Raw genomic sequence first — 14,014 nt, 5'->3', positions numbered from 1 at the left:
TTGCCTAAAAAAAGTATTCCAGATGATATTTCAAAAGACATAGAAGAGTTTAGTCACGTTGTTGAAGAGGCCAGTCAAGAGCCTGAACCAACGAACCTGAAAGAACTTGAATCCATACTACGCAATAGAGGTTTTAAAGAGCGTGAAAAGAAAGAATATACTACAGGCAAAGGCGATAATATCAAGGTGAAAAAGCCACGTTTAACACCGTTGGAAGTTGCCAGTATATTAAAAGAGTATATATCATTTGTGGTTATAAATGATATTGCCAATCCAGTGAATCTATTCCTTTTAGATCAGGGAATCTATACAGATGAAGAAGCGTACTTCTTCAAGTTCATATCTTGTGTAGAGAACACATTGAGCGAATCTCAAGCAAGAACAGTTATCTTCCATCTGAAGAATGAAGCTCCAATAAAGAAACGCTATACAGGTGATGGATATGCTTGTGTGGGAAATGGCCTATTCAACTTCACCACTAAGACATTAGAACCATATAGGCCAGATGTTGTCTTTACTTCAAAGATAGCAACGGAATATAGAGAATTCGACACTGAACCATCAAGAAAGGGCTGGACATTCAGTGCCATGTTGAAAGAGTGGGCGAATGGTGACAAAGAGCTTGAAACAGTCTTATGGCAGATTATTAGAGCCAGCGTGCAATTGAAGAACAGAGAACAGTTCGTGTTATTTCGAGATAGTGGAACAGGACGAACAGGAAAAGGAACAGCTCAAGAGTTTATATCGTCACTGGTGGGAAAGAGTAACGTACTCCCTCTTACAATGAAAGAACTGACGAAAGACCATCAAACAGAGGGTATTGAAAAAGCACAAGTCATTATAGGAGATGATAATGATGCTAAAGCGTTCTTAGATGAACCACGTGTGATTAAGTCGCTTGCTACTGGTGATCCAATCAATATCAATCCTAAAAAGATGAAACGCTATTCCTTTCAAGGTACACCGTTAATCATCCAATCCATCAATGGACATTTAAAAACTTCAGATATGAGTAACGCTTTTAAAAGAAGAATGTTGATTGTGCCATTCATCCGAAGTTATAAAGGAAGCAAAGGGAATCCGAAAATCAAAAATGAGTATGCACATGATGAGGAGATTCTTCAGTACATTTTATATGAGGCGTTGCAGTTGGAAGATTTCACTTTGTTCATCCAGCCTGAAATTAGTAAGAAGATTCTCCATGAGTTCACACTTGAAAATGATGTAGTTGCTAATTTCTATGAGAATGTATTCAAACAGTTCCAAAGTGCGAGATTGAGAGTGGATTTCGTTTACAACTACTTTGTAAGGTGGGCTGGTACTGTAGGCAAGCCATCAAAGGTATCTCAACGAATGTTTGTATCACGATTGAATGAATTCGTTGCTGATAGTGATGAGTGGGAACATACAGGCCAGACTGCATTACAAGTGCTGGACTACTTCCTTGAAGAAGATAACCTTGTAGATGATAGGCCATTCCTTGATGAATTGACCTACATTCAAGAGAGTTATAGACGAAAACGGAAATCATGCTATGTGAACAAGAAGCGAGAACATGAGATAGAACTCAAGGCCATTGATATGGAGATACACAAGTTGGAAGAAAATTCAGAGGCCATTGAGAACGGAAGAGGAAACATGAAGATGTTGGATCTCGATTCTCACAACAAAAAGCTTAAAGAAATGAAGCAGTACAGAGATGACTTCATGCAGTTATACAGTTAACTAAAAACATAACTGCATGAGATAACTGCATAGGTTTAGCCTTATTATAGAGCGATTCTTCATATCCTATGCAGTTATACAGTTATCTTTTTAGAAAATAAAGAAAGAAAATAAAAAAAGAATACTATATATGTGTTATGTATATTGAAACAAATATGGCAAAAGTTAACTGCATAACTGTATTGGCTTCTTCAGGATTGATATGACAACGTTTAGCTATGTAGTTATCTATAGCCATGCAGTTATCTTTAACTGTATTGGCCTATTAAAAGGAGGAAGCAATGACATATCTCGACTGGTTAAGTAAACAAGATGGACATAATACTTTAGTGGATTTAAAGAATGATATAAAACTTGATGGTGATTTCCCTCTAGAAAATAAACTTGAAGAATTGAGAATTGAAGAAGTTTGAGGCAAGTGGCCATCTTGCAAAAATACGGCAAATAAATGAGCTCTAAAGGTTAGAAGCTTATTTTTCAAAGGAGATATAGCAAGACAGCAAAGCTTTGACTTCCAAGCATGATTCTATGTTAAGGGGGGGCAGATTCGGGTCTTTGACTCGTTAGTCTATTTTATAAAACCCGAAAGGCCTATTAGTTTAGTGACCACTATAACTTCAAGATAAATACAGTAGTAATTAATGTAAGCATCAATTAAAATAATTAAGATGGTGAATGATTTATATCAGACTCAAATTGAAGATTTATCAACGAAATATTCTTTAACTTCTTCATCATCTTTAGACCAAAGCACCTTTGAAATAGGAAGTTGTAATTTTTTGTTAATTCCCTTACCTTCAAATTGTCTAAAATAAGTGAAAAACTCTTCTCCTGAGACTAATAAGAGACTTCTAATGATAGCTTCTTTTCCGTCTGCGGTTGGCTCAGCATAAAAAATAGCATACCTAATGTCTTTTATTTTAGGAGCGTATCTTGAGTTTAATGGTAATATTTCTAGAAGATCATCTTGGTTAGGCAAGAATAGACCTAAATCAATAGTTGGTGAAGTTTGAAGTTTAACTTCAAGTAGTTGATTTTTTATATCTGGCAAACTGCCATCTTCTTCAAAAACAGAATACCCTAATGCTTTACAGACTAGTTCATGCAATCCTTGTCCATTAATTCGCTCATTACCTGTTTCAAAAGGAATTCTCTTATTAACAATAGTTGATAATTTTTCGAATACTTTTTCTATATTCAATAAGGTATCTGCAAGAGGATTTGCAGCAGGTGATATACCGTATAGTGAAGGTATGATATCATTAGTATAAGGATTCAAACCGATACTGTCCGTAGGTGAAAGCAAAACAGCCTCGTTTTTAACTACTTGTCTATAACTTGCTTGATATTTTGAAGTTAGAGTACCAGTAGTATCAAATTTTTGGAGTTGATCTCCAGATAAAATTTTCACTCGAACTACGGTATAATCTTCAGATAAAATAAGTATTACGTATCTTCTGGTTGGGGTTATTTTATCGTTCCAAATTTGTAAATTTCTACTTTTTTGAGCGTATTTATCAAAGTTTTGACTTGGAAATCTTGGTTTCACTTTTTTAAACGATTTAGGCACAGGATATCCCATTGATAAACAAATATCCTCATTTATTCTTTTTGATCTAGTTCTCGCTGCTAATCCTTCATAACTCTTACCTTTTAAAGAATAATTTAGAAGGGCTTCTAGCTCTTCTGTTTTAATCCAGTAATCTGAATCAATAGGTGTCAATTCATCATAGATAGATAACCTAGGTACAGAATTAGATATGTTATTCTTGATAATTAAGGCGTCAGTTAATATTTGATCCAAGTTGATCTCCTCCGTATTAGTGATTAAATAATTTAGAAATATGAATATTTAGTATAGAAGAAATACTATATAGTAAATTAACCGTAAGATTAGCAGATCCGTTTTCTATTTTGCTAGCATATGAAGTAGCTATTCCCGCTTCGTAGGCTAGTTCTTCTTGACTTATATTAAGATTTAAACGATAAAATTTAATTTTTTTGCCTAGCCAATATGTGCTATCGTCTAAATTAAAAGGCTCCAGATAAAGATAACTTTCTCCTTCAAAATTATTTTTTTCTTTATCTGCTAACAAGAAATAAGATTGAAAAGATATATTAAATGCTTTGAGAATTTTTTCAAGAGTACTGATGGTTATATTTTTTTCACCAGTTTCAATTGAACTAATATATGTCCTTTGAAGCTGGGTTCTTTCTGCTAATTCTTTTTGTGTCCACCCCTTCTGTTTCCGGAGCCGTTTGATTGTTATACCCACGCTAATATTATTTGTTAAATTATTCATAATCTTATTATTATATAAATAACAGTTTTAAAAAATAGTTTATAAGTGACATTTTATAGTTTATAAGTGACATTTAATCTTTTAAAGAGGTGCTAAAATGAATACAGATATCATTAAACAAACAGGTTCACATTATACTTCAAACGAATTGTCAATTTTTATGGCTAAACTGCTAAAAAAACATTATACAAAAGACAATACGTATACTAATAACAGTGATATGTTAAATTTATTAGATCCTTCATGTGGAGAAGGACATTTGTTAAAAGCAGTGGAAAAAGAATTTTCTGAAATACCCCATAAACTTATTGGTGTAGATATAAACGAAGAAGCTGCTGAAGTCGCCCGCAATAATTTGAATAAAGAAAATACAACGATTACTACGTGTGACTACCTTGAGCAGATACCTGAGAAAGAAATTGATTTATTTAATAGCTATGAAAATAATCATAAAGTAATTCCTGATAAAGTAGATTTGATAATTGCTAATCCTCCCTATGTTAGAACCCAACTTCTTAATAAAAGCACCTCAGAAACCTTAGTTAAAAATTACGGTTTAAAAGGAAAAGTAGATTTATATCAAATTTTCATTGCTGCAATGACTAATAATTTAAAGGAGAACGGTATCATTTGTGTTATTACATCTAACCGTTACTTGACTACAGAATCAGGAAAAACAACACGTAAAATGCTAAGTGAAAATTATGAAATTCTTGAAGTCTTAGATTTAGGCGACACTAAACTTTTTGAAGCCGCTGTCCTCCCAGCAATATTTATTGGTAAGAAAAAAAGTCAGCCTAATAAGAACATTAATGCAATACCATTTACTAAAATCTACGAGACTACCGATAAACACGATGAAATTAAAGAATCTGCTTCAATATTTAACTTGCTTCAAAGTGAAAGTGGCAAATACTTTGTCGGAGCAAAAAAATATGAATTACTAAAGGGCTATTTAAAAATTCCAGAGGATCCTAGTGATTTGTGGATTATGGCTTCCCCAGAAAACATAGAGTGGGCGAAGACCCTTAGATCTAATTCTAATAAAAAATTCTCTGATATATTTAAAGTGAGAGTTGGTATAAAAACTACTGCAGATAAAGTTTTCATTCGTAATAATTGGAGTGATTTGCCATCAAATATTACTCCGGAACCAGAGGTACTTCACAACCTGATTTCTTCTCGTAATATTGGAAAATGGAGTTTAGATCACGGTTACACTTCAAAAATATTATATACTCATGAAGTTGTAGAAGGTAAAAGAAAAGTCATAGACTTTGAAAAATACCCAAGAGCAAAAAAATATCTTGACGAGAATAAAGAAATACTTTCTTCAAGAAAATATGTTATTAAAGCGAATAGGAAATGGTATGAGATATGGGTTCCTCAGGATCCGGAAGCGATGAAAAGAAAGAAAGTTGTGTTTCCGGATATTAGCCAGAGCCCCAAATTTATGGTAGATGAAGATGGTTCAATGGTTGATGGGAATTGCTATTGGTTAACTTTAAAAGACGGCAATAGTGAGGATTATTTGTATCTTGCAGCTGCAGTTGCAAATTCAAGAATTATGAGTAAGTACCATAGTATAGAATTTCAAAACGTCTTGTATTCTGGTAGAAAGCGATACATTACTCAATATGTAAATAAGTATTTACTTCCAGATATTGAAACTGAAGAAGCAAAAGAAGTTATTAGTCTAGCTAAACAATTAATTACTGAGAATGATACAGAAACGGAAGTTATAGAAGAGAAAATAGAACAATTATTAAATATTTGCTTTAAAATTAATTAATTTTTGTGATTACTTTTTGCACTAATGCTTTTACAAATATACAAAACTTAAATGTCAAGGTTGAAGTTAAAAAAGCACAAAGAGATAGGGACAAAGGTCTCTAGTAAAAAGCACGCTCCCAATTTTTAGGTGATTAACCTGTAAAAGTGGGAAGCGCGCTTCAAGTTATTTTAATATATTACTAGCTAATAGTTGAAATTTCATTTGAATTTTACTTTTGTCTCAGCCTCTTTATGGGGGATTTATGCTTTCTTTAATCTTAACTAACTGCACTATTGTTAGCAAGATGAATACCGGATATGACGGTTTCTTCGTGCAGTGAGAGCCTCAAATGTCTTTAAGAGAATAATGAGAGCGGTATAAGATGTAACAGGTAACACTAAAAATAAGTCATAAATTTAAAATAATCAAAAATTAGAAGAACGAGGTGATTCGATGATTGATGAATTGATTCAATTAGTGAACGAATCCTACAATATTGAAGTGCGAGCTTACTATAAAATAAAAAATTATTGCAAAATGTATTATGACTTTCAATTACTATCCGATGATAATAAATTATGCGGATCCTATGATGTAGTAAATGTCCCAGAATTGATTTACTATTTACAAGAAGAGGTTTACGAGGATTAGTTTTCAAAAGGAGCAGAATAAGCAAAACAATGATAAAAAATTACTTAAGATAGTAAAAGCCTAATAAAAAGGCCACTCGTAAGAGTAGCCATCCCCCCAGCCTATTGGTGCAAAACTGTTGCAGTAAAGTGTAGTATATGATGATAATATTGGTTAATTGGTATTGAGCTTAAAATGCTAGTTTTCCTTATGGTTATAAGGTTTTTGAGCATAATTGAAACGTGTTGAATAGTACCGATTGTGTCCAGTAGGGACCATTCAGAACACAAATAAGCCGCACGTCAGTGAGTAAATCTCATCGTCGTGCGGCTTATTTTTTAGGTCACAGGAAGATGTCCCGTGTAGATGCTTAGTTTAAGGTGTCTGGGGAAGAGTCCCCGGTTCGGGAGGCTGGTTTGGGGGATAGAGAATGTGCGTCACATCTTTGATGCCGATTGTTTCGCCGTTTTCCTGCTTCTGTCTGAGAATGTTTTCCAATGCCTGCTTTTGCTCTTCAGTCAACGTCCACTCACTCCCTTAATCTTTCATGAGAGGAAGTATACTCCTTTTTTGTAAGCGTTTCAACCCTTTGAGCTTGGCAGTTTGAAATAAAATAAAGCGTTATCATAAAATGTACAAATAGTAAGTAAAGCAAGCACTTATGCAGCCTGATTTCTAATCAGCCACCCGAACACTAGAGAAGCAGACAATGGCGTAAAGCATCATCTAGTTAAAAGGCAATTTTAACCAGCCTAATCCAGATTATCTATCGCATATTGTGCCTCTTCCTGGGTGAACTGTTCACCATAGACTGAAATTAGCTGGTCTTTGATGGCGGCGGGGGACATATCCATCATATCCCGATAGTTTCGGGCAGTTTTCAAAGCGTTTTCTTTCCAGTCTGCTTGAATATGGTCTATGGCATATTGTGCTTCCTCTGCGGTGAACTGTTCGCCGTATTCAGAAGACAGTTGATCGTACAGGCCTGCTTTGGACATGTGCATTAGATCATTGTAGTTTTCCGCAGATTTCAGGGCATTTTCCTTCCAGTCTGCATCTACATGGTCGACGGCATACTGCCCGGCTTCGGCAGAGAACTGTTCGCCATATTCAGATGTGAGCTGATCATAGAGACCAGCCTTGGACATATTCATCATATCAGAGTATGTCTGTGCTTTATTCAAGGCAGCCTGGTGCTCGGCGGGTAAAGCTACTTCTTCGGTCTCTGGCTCTGCTTCTGGTTCTGTCTCGGCTGCTGCTTGTACCTGTTCATCGTCGTTGGTTTCGTTTTCTTCATCAGTGGCTTGTGCTTCAGCTAGCTCTTCCCCAGCTTCACTTTCGTCAGATATAGACTCTTCTGCTTTCTCTTCGACAAAATCCGTGTTCTCTGAAAGTTCTTCTATCTCTTCTTCAACTATTTCGTCAGCTGCAACCGTATCTTCCTCTTCCAGTGTACTCTCTTGTGCCTCCTCTCTTGCAGTGCCTCTGCTGGTACTGTCATTATCCTCTATGTCACAGGCAGCAAGAAGTAAAGCGGATGCTGCAAGGATGACCAGTTGTTTACCTTTAGTCACATATTTCTCCTCCTTTTTGTCTTATATAAATTTAAAGTACCTGTCATTATCTATAATACTCTGAAGACAAATAAAAAGAAAACGTTTACATGTATTGTAGAAGGACATTTTTGAGTAAAGGTATTTAGTGGAGAAGAGATAGAACCTTCAGTCAATTGAGGAGGTTACATAGAGTAAAAAAAGCTTCCCGCACACCATCTGATGATGGGGCGGGAAGCTTCTATTTTTCAGGCTTACTGGTTTAGAGTAACGTCTCTAAGCTGCAGGATACCTGTTGGGTGCTGCCATAGACCTTCAACATTTTCGCTGACGGCCAACAGGAATTCCTGGTGGTGAATGTAGATCATTGGTGCTTCTTCAACTAGGATTTCCTGAGCCTGGCTGTAAAGTTCCAGACGCTCATCTTCGTCAGAGCTCTGACGTGCCTCTTCAAGCAGGGCATCCAGTTCATCTGTTGCGAAGAACGTACGGTTACCGGCTTCACCAAAGTTGCTTGAGTGGAACAGTGGGAACATTCCGTAGTCTGCATCACCTGTTACAGTGCTCCAGCCAAGGATGAACATGTCGTGTTCACCGGCTGCAGTATCTGCCAGGTAAGCACCCCACTCAACGATTTCAACTTCAACGTCGATTCCAATTTCTTCCAGTTGAGACTGTACAACTGTTGCTGTGTCGATACGGTCCTGGTTGTCGTTTGTCCATAGAGTAGTAGAGAATCCATCTTCAAATCCAGCTTCTGCAAGCAGCTCTCTTGCTGCATCCAGGTCGTGTTCCAGTCCAGAAACATTCTCGTCGAAACCAAAGACGTCCGGAGCGATTGGGCTGATGGCAGGGATTCCGATACCGTCGTAAATACCTTCGATAATCGCTTCCTGGTCAACGGCCATTGAAATCGCACGACGAACCAATGGATCATTGAATGGCTCTTTCTCAGCGTTGAATCCGATGTAAGAAAGAGAGACAGATGGCTGTTGGTTAACGAAAATACCGTCTGTTCCTTCTACACGTCCAATGTCAGATGGGCTGATTGGGTCAGAGATGTGGACAGATCCTGTTTCTAGATCAGCCAGACGGGTAGACCCTTCAGGTACGACGCGGAAAGTGATGGAGTCCAGTGCAGGTGCACCATCCCAGTACTCTTCATTACGGACCAGGACAACTTCTTCACCTGGATTCCAGCTTTCAAAAGCAAATGGTCCAGTACCGACAGGGTTTTCGTTAATGACACTTCCTGGGTCAGATCCTTCTTCCATTGCTGCATAATCTTCTTCAATCAATTCGCCTGAAATGATTCCGCCACCGTTGTGCGCAATATGTGCAGGTAGTGGAGAGAATGGGAATTCAGTAACGAATTCAACAGTATAATCGTCAATAACATTGACTTCTTCAACCATTTCGAAAAGGAAGGCACGTGGTGAAGCTACAGCGTCATCCAAGACACGGTCAAAGTTGGCCTGAACGACTTCAGCGTTAAAGTCTGATCCATCGTGGAAGGTTACGCCTTCACGAAGGGTAAACTGCCAAGTCAGGTCGTCCACCATTTCCCAGTCAGTAGCCAGTCCGGGCTGAAGTTCCATGTCTTCATCCTGTACAAGTAGCGCTTCATAAATGTTGAAGGCTACGTTACTTGATGGAGTATCGTTGGAACCGTGAGGGTCAAGAGATACTGCGTCTGACAGTTGGGCGATAACAAGGTCTCCGCCTGCTACCTGTTCTGTATCTTCGCCTTCGCCGGCTGAGTCGTCTACCGGATCGCTGTCATCTGTTCCACAAGCGGCCAACAATAAAGTTGCGGCTGTGAATGAGGAAAGCCAAAGTAGCTTTTTATTCATTTTTGTCATTATTAATACACTCCTTCGTATGCTTTGGTGATTTGGTTATGTTAAATATAATTAATACTATATCCAAGTGAGAAAAAAAGTCAAGTGTTATTTTAATCCAAATTTAATAAATTTATCATTTCAATGCCTTTTTTGTAAGAGTTCAAGACGGTGTTTCATATAATATGGCGGAATAATGAGCCTTAAGTGAAAAAAATAAAATAATCAATTATATTCTAGTCTATAATGTGAGAACCTTGTTATATATATAACCACCGCTTTTGAAAGTGCTTTCAAATCAACGATTTTAATATTAATCGAAGCATATATAACTGATTTTATCATTGCAAAACTCTAATTAATATGTAAGAATATAAAAAAGAATCTATACTGCCTAACTGTGTGCTCTATATTACCGGTTTATGCTTTTTGTGCATAACGAAGGCTGTGGCGACTTCAAATAGAAAGGATAAATGACTATGCAAGAAGAAGTGAATATGAATACCGGAGGCATTTCGGGTCAGGAACCAATCAATCCAAATGTTGTCAGGTTCAAAGAATTTATGAAGAAGTTTCTTAGAAACAAGTCAGCGCTCATTGGAGCAATCATGATTCTCATTTTGTTTATGATTGCTATCATTGGTCCGATGCTGACTGATGTCAGCCCGAATGCTCAGGACCTGACTAACCGTCTGGCGACACCCAATGCTGACAATTGGTTTGGTACGGATCACTTAGGACGGGATATTTTTACCCGTATCGTACACGGCATGAGCATCACGCTCCGTGTTGGATTTTTCTCCGTTTTAATCGGGATGTCAGTAGGGGTAACCCTTGGAGTTATATCCGGTTACTATGGCAAATGGGTAGATACAATTATTATGCGCTTCATGGATATCCTGCTGGCTTTCCCAGGAATTTTGCTGGCACTCGCTGTAGTCAGCGTGCTGGGGGGAAGCCTGAACAACGTGATTATTTCCGTTGCTGTTTTCTCGATTCCTGTTTTTGCCCGTATTTCAAGAGGCTCAACACTGGAAGTGCGTCAGCTTGAATATATAGAAGCGGTCAAAGCTCTAGGGGCTAGTGATCTCCGCATCATCAGCCTTCATGTGCTGCCGAATATCCTGTCACCCATCATCGTTCAAGCGACACTGAATATTGCCACCTCTGTGCTGACAGCCAGCGGATTGTCCTTTTTAGGAATGGGGGCGCAGCCGCCTACACCTGAATGGGGAGCGATGCTGAGTGATGGTCGAAACTACATGTGGGATGCGCCTCACGTAGCGACGATTCCAGGTTTAGCTATTGTCGTTGTTGTATTGGCATTCAATATATTCGGAGACGGTTTACGGGACGCATTAGATCCTAAAACCAAAAATTAGGAAAGAGGGAAGAACATTGCTTAAATTTTTAATGAAACGTTTAATTCAGACGATTCCTGTATTGATTGGTGTAACCGTTCTGACCTTCAGCATGATTCTGCTTATCCCGGGCGACCCGGCACAGATCATTGCTGGAGAAGCTGCCTCTCCGGCTCAACTGGAACTGGTGAGAGAACGTTTGGGATTGAATAATCCGATTCCCGTACAGTATTGGGATTATGTGACGGGTCTTCTCCGCGGAGACATGGGAAATTCAGTTAGAAGTGGACGAGCGGTTTCAACTGAAGTGTTTGGAAGACTGGCACCCACCATTGAGCTGGCTTTTTACAGTACCCTCCTTGCCGTTTTTCTTGGCCTGATTGCAGGGGTCATTTCGGCAGTCAAGAGATATTCGCTGACCGACTCGGTCATCATGTTTGGAGCCTTGTTCGGCCTGTCGATGCCGAACTTCTGGCTGGGCTTGATGCTGATCCAGTGGCTCGTGATTGGACAGGGCTGGTTCCAGGCTTCTGGCTGGGGATCGCCCCAACAGATGTTTTTACCAGTGGTAACTTTAGGGACGGCAGGGTCGGCAATTATTGCCCGAATGACCCGCTCCAGTATGCTTGAAGTCATTGATATGGACTATATCCAGACTGCCAGAGCCAAAGGGGTCAGCGAACGTGTCGTTATTTATCGCCATGCTTTAAAAAATGCTATGGTCCCAGTCGTCACGGTTGTCGGCCTGCAGTTCGGTTCCCTTTTAGGAGGGGCTGTTTTGACAGAGACCGTCTTTGCAATCAACGGTTTGGGCCGACTGATTATTAATGCCATCCGTGCAAGAGACTTCCCGATTGTTCAGGGAGGCGTACTGGTCTTTGCCTTTATGTTTGTCTTTGTAAACATTCTGGTAGATGTTCTGTATCGCCTGCTGAACAAGCGAATCGATTTAAATTAATCAGATTTACACAACTTGCCTGAGCGGACAAGCCGCTTACGAACAGAAACAGAGTTGAAAGGAATGAATGACATTGGCGGAGAAATTACTTCAAGTTGAAAATCTGAAGATCTCTTTTTCCACTGGAGATGACCTTTTGGAGGTCGTATCTGATGTTTCCTTCGATATCGAAGAAGGTAAAACCCTCGGTATTGTCGGTGAATCAGGGAGTGGGAAGAGTGTATCAGCCCGTTCGATTATGAGACTGCTGGATAAAAACGCAGTGATCGACCCGAACAGTAATATTTTATTTGACGGACAGGAAATACTAAAGAAATCCGAAAGAGAAATGCAGCAGATAAGAGGAAAAGATATCGGAATGATTTTCCAGGATCCCATGACTTCTTTGAATCCAACAATGAAAATCGGGAAACAAATTTCTGAAACAATCCTGATTCACCAGAATGTGTCCAAAAAAGAAGCAGCCGAACAAGCGAAAGAAATCATGCATCTTGTTGGAATCCCTGATGTAGAAACACGTTACAGTCAGTATCCTTTTGAGTTTTCCGGAGGGATGAGACAGCGGATTATCATCGCCATCGCTTTGGCATGTAAGCCTAAACTATTGATTGCGGATGAACCGACCACAGCTTTGGATGTAACGATTCAGGCTCAAATTCTTGATCTGCTGAAAGATATCCAGGCTAAAACCGGGACATCGATTCTTCTAATTACACATGATTTTGGTGTTGTGGCAAATATGTGTGAAAAAATTGTCGTTATGAACAAAGGGCGCGTCGTGGAGCATGGAACCACAAAAGAAATCTTCAGTGCACCTAAAGACGACTATACAAAAAAACTGCTGGCCGCTATCCCGAACCTTCACGAAGAAAAGAGTGAAGAGTCCAAGGTCAAGCTAAAAGAAATTTATTCCGGCAAGCGCGAAAAACTGATCGAGGTTAAGGAATTGGCTAAGCATTTTCCGCTTGGACGAAAAGATATCCTGAAAGCTGTAAATAGCGTGTCCTTTGATATCTATAAAGGTGAGACGCTGGGGCTGGTAGGGGAATCCGGGTCAGGCAAGTCAACGACTGGACGGACTCTGCTGAGACTGCATGAAGCAACCAGTGGAGAAACGGTCTATGAAGGCTCAGACTTGAATACCTACAAGAAAAATCAGATGAAAGAAATGCGTAAACGCGTGCAGTTTGTTTTCCAGGATCCGTATTCTTCTTTGAACCCGCGTAAAAAAGTTGAGGATATCATCGGGGAAGCTTTGGATATTCATAAACTTTCCAAAGGTAAAAAACAGCGCAGAGAGCGTGTGGAAGAACTGTTGGAACTGGTTGGACTGGAAAAATCCTTCAGCCAGCGTTTTCCGCACGAATTCTCAGGCGGACAGCGTCAGCGTATCGGGATTGCCCGTGCTCTAGCAGTTGAGCCGGAATTCATTGTTCTGGATGAACCGCTGTCAGCTCTTGATGCATCCGTTCAGGCTTCAATCGTTGTCTTGCTGGAAGAGCTGCAGAAGAAGCTGAATCTGACTTACCTCTTTATTGCCCACGATCTGGCTACTGTGAAGAAACTCTCTGACCGTGTAGCCGTGATGTACAAAGGCAATATCGTGGAGCTGACGGATTCTGAAGAACTGTTTGAAAATCCGGTTCACAGCTACACCAAGAGGCTGCTGTCGGCGATCCCTGTTCCCGATCCGCACTATGAAGCAACAGTGGAAAAAGTGGATATGGACGCAGAACCTGAAGTCATCCATATCGGAGAAACCTTTACTGAAATCAAGCCCAACCACTGGGTTATGCAATAAGACTATAAAATAAAATCAATCTTTTCACTGCGGTTAGAAGCAGCTGAAAAGATTGATTTTTTAATATA

11 protein-coding genes and 1 pseudogene are annotated in these 14,014 nt (G+C 39.1%); 7 read left to right on the top strand and 5 right to left on the bottom strand.

Going from position 1 to position 14,014, the window contains the following annotated elements; translation table 11 throughout:
* Both ADIAL_RS00790 and ADIAL_RS11590 read left to right on the top strand, forming a co-directional pair.
* Positions 1 to 1,725: a DNA primase family protein gene (locus tag ADIAL_RS00790; RefSeq protein WP_034298711.1), complete on the top strand. Its 1,725-nt coding sequence runs from the start codon at positions 1 to 3 to the stop codon at positions 1,723 to 1,725.
* Between the two features lie 281 nt (positions 1,726 to 2,006).
* On the top strand, positions 2,007 to 2,138 hold the full coding sequence (locus ADIAL_RS11590; protein ID WP_269317476.1) for a hypothetical protein: 132 nt from the start codon (positions 2,007 to 2,009) through the stop codon (positions 2,136 to 2,138).
* A gap of 278 nt (positions 2,139 to 2,416) precedes the next feature.
* On the opposite strand, the gene ADIAL_RS00785 is transcribed toward ADIAL_RS11590, so the two are convergent.
* Together ADIAL_RS00785 and ADIAL_RS11185 are read right to left on the bottom strand one after the other, a co-directional pair.
* Positions 2,417 to 3,529 carry a hypothetical protein gene (locus tag ADIAL_RS00785; protein ID WP_051503628.1) on the bottom strand — a complete coding sequence of 371 codons (1,113 nt, stop codon included), beginning with the start codon at positions 3,527 to 3,529 and terminating at the stop codon, positions 2,417 to 2,419.
* 16 nt (positions 3,530 to 3,545) lie between these two features.
* Complete coding sequence (locus tag ADIAL_RS11185; protein ID WP_081757589.1) at positions 3,546 to 4,028, bottom strand: helix-turn-helix domain-containing protein; 483 nt, start codon at positions 4,026 to 4,028, stop codon at positions 3,546 to 3,548.
* 97 nt (positions 4,029 to 4,125) lie between these two features.
* Here ADIAL_RS11185 and ADIAL_RS00775 point away from each other — a divergent pair, with 97 nt between their 5' ends.
* On the top strand, positions 4,126 to 5,820 hold the full coding sequence (locus tag ADIAL_RS00775; protein ID WP_034298709.1) for an Eco57I restriction-modification methylase domain-containing protein: 1,695 nt from the start codon (positions 4,126 to 4,128) through the stop codon (positions 5,818 to 5,820).
* A 987-nt stretch (positions 5,821 to 6,807) separates the two neighbouring features.
* On the opposite strand, the gene ADIAL_RS11315 is transcribed toward ADIAL_RS00775, so the two are convergent.
* The 3 genes from ADIAL_RS11315 to ADIAL_RS00760 form a co-directional block, all read right to left on the bottom strand.
* Complete coding sequence (locus tag ADIAL_RS11315; protein WP_155849142.1) at positions 6,808 to 6,954, bottom strand: hypothetical protein; 147 nt, start codon at positions 6,952 to 6,954, stop codon at positions 6,808 to 6,810.
* 230 nt (positions 6,955 to 7,184) lie between these two features.
* Positions 7,185 to 8,006, bottom strand: a complete 822-nt coding sequence (locus tag ADIAL_RS11495; RefSeq protein WP_051503627.1) for an Ltp family lipoprotein — start codon at positions 8,004 to 8,006, stop codon at positions 7,185 to 7,187.
* 233 nt (positions 8,007 to 8,239) lie between these two features.
* The gene (locus tag ADIAL_RS00760; RefSeq protein ID WP_034298703.1) at positions 8,240 to 9,847 is read right to left on the bottom strand and encodes a glutathione ABC transporter substrate-binding protein; all 1,608 of its coding nucleotides are present in this window, start codon (positions 9,845 to 9,847) and stop codon (positions 8,240 to 8,242) included.
* A 458-nt stretch (positions 9,848 to 10,305) separates the two neighbouring features.
* Here ADIAL_RS00760 and ADIAL_RS00755 point away from each other — a divergent pair, with 458 nt between their 5' ends.
* The 4 genes and pseudogenes from ADIAL_RS00755 to ADIAL_RS11655 all read left to right on the top strand — a co-directional run bounded on the left by ADIAL_RS00755 (position 10,306) and on the right by ADIAL_RS11655 (position 13,946).
* Positions 10,306 to 11,208, top strand: coding sequence for an ABC transporter permease (locus ADIAL_RS00755; RefSeq protein WP_051503626.1), 903 nt, complete (start codon positions 10,306 to 10,308; stop codon positions 11,206 to 11,208).
* A 16-nt stretch (positions 11,209 to 11,224) separates the two neighbouring features.
* The gene (locus tag ADIAL_RS00750; protein WP_034298701.1) at positions 11,225 to 12,145 is read left to right on the top strand and encodes an ABC transporter permease; all 921 of its coding nucleotides are present in this window, start codon (positions 11,225 to 11,227) and stop codon (positions 12,143 to 12,145) included.
* A 67-nt stretch (positions 12,146 to 12,212) separates the two neighbouring features.
* Positions 12,213 to 13,034 (top strand): annotated as a pseudogene (locus ADIAL_RS11660) (ABC transporter ATP-binding protein); the annotation flags it as partial.
* 15 nt (positions 13,035 to 13,049) lie between these two features.
* Positions 13,050 to 13,946 (top strand): ABC transporter ATP-binding protein, encoded by an 897-nt coding sequence (locus ADIAL_RS11655; protein WP_442853018.1) that lies wholly within the window; start codon positions 13,050 to 13,052, stop codon positions 13,944 to 13,946.
* Positions 13,947 to 14,014: the final 68 nt, after the last annotated feature.

This window comes from Alkalibacterium sp. AK22 (genome assembly GCF_000585255.1).
GTDB lineage: Bacteria > Bacillota > Bacilli > Lactobacillales > Carnobacteriaceae_A > Alkalibacterium.
Note: the sequence above shows the minus strand (reverse complement) of the source record. Positions and strands in the feature narration are given on the sequence as shown.

Coding starts and splice junctions, on each gene's coding strand:
- ADIAL_RS11590 (WP_269317476.1), top strand. CDS start 2,007: ATGACATATCTCGACTGGTTAAGTAAACAAGATGGACATAATACTTTA.
- ADIAL_RS11185 (WP_081757589.1), bottom strand. CDS start 4,028: ATGAATAATTTAACAAATAATATTAGCGTGGGTATAACAATCAAACGG.
- ADIAL_RS00775 (WP_034298709.1), top strand. CDS start 4,126: ATGAATACAGATATCATTAAACAAACAGGTTCACATTATACTTCAAAC.
- ADIAL_RS00760 (WP_034298703.1), bottom strand. CDS start 9,847: ATGACAAAAATGAATAAAAAGCTACTTTGGCTTTCCTCATTCACAGCC.
- ADIAL_RS00755 (WP_051503626.1), top strand. CDS start 10,306: ATGCAAGAAGAAGTGAATATGAATACCGGAGGCATTTCGGGTCAGGAA.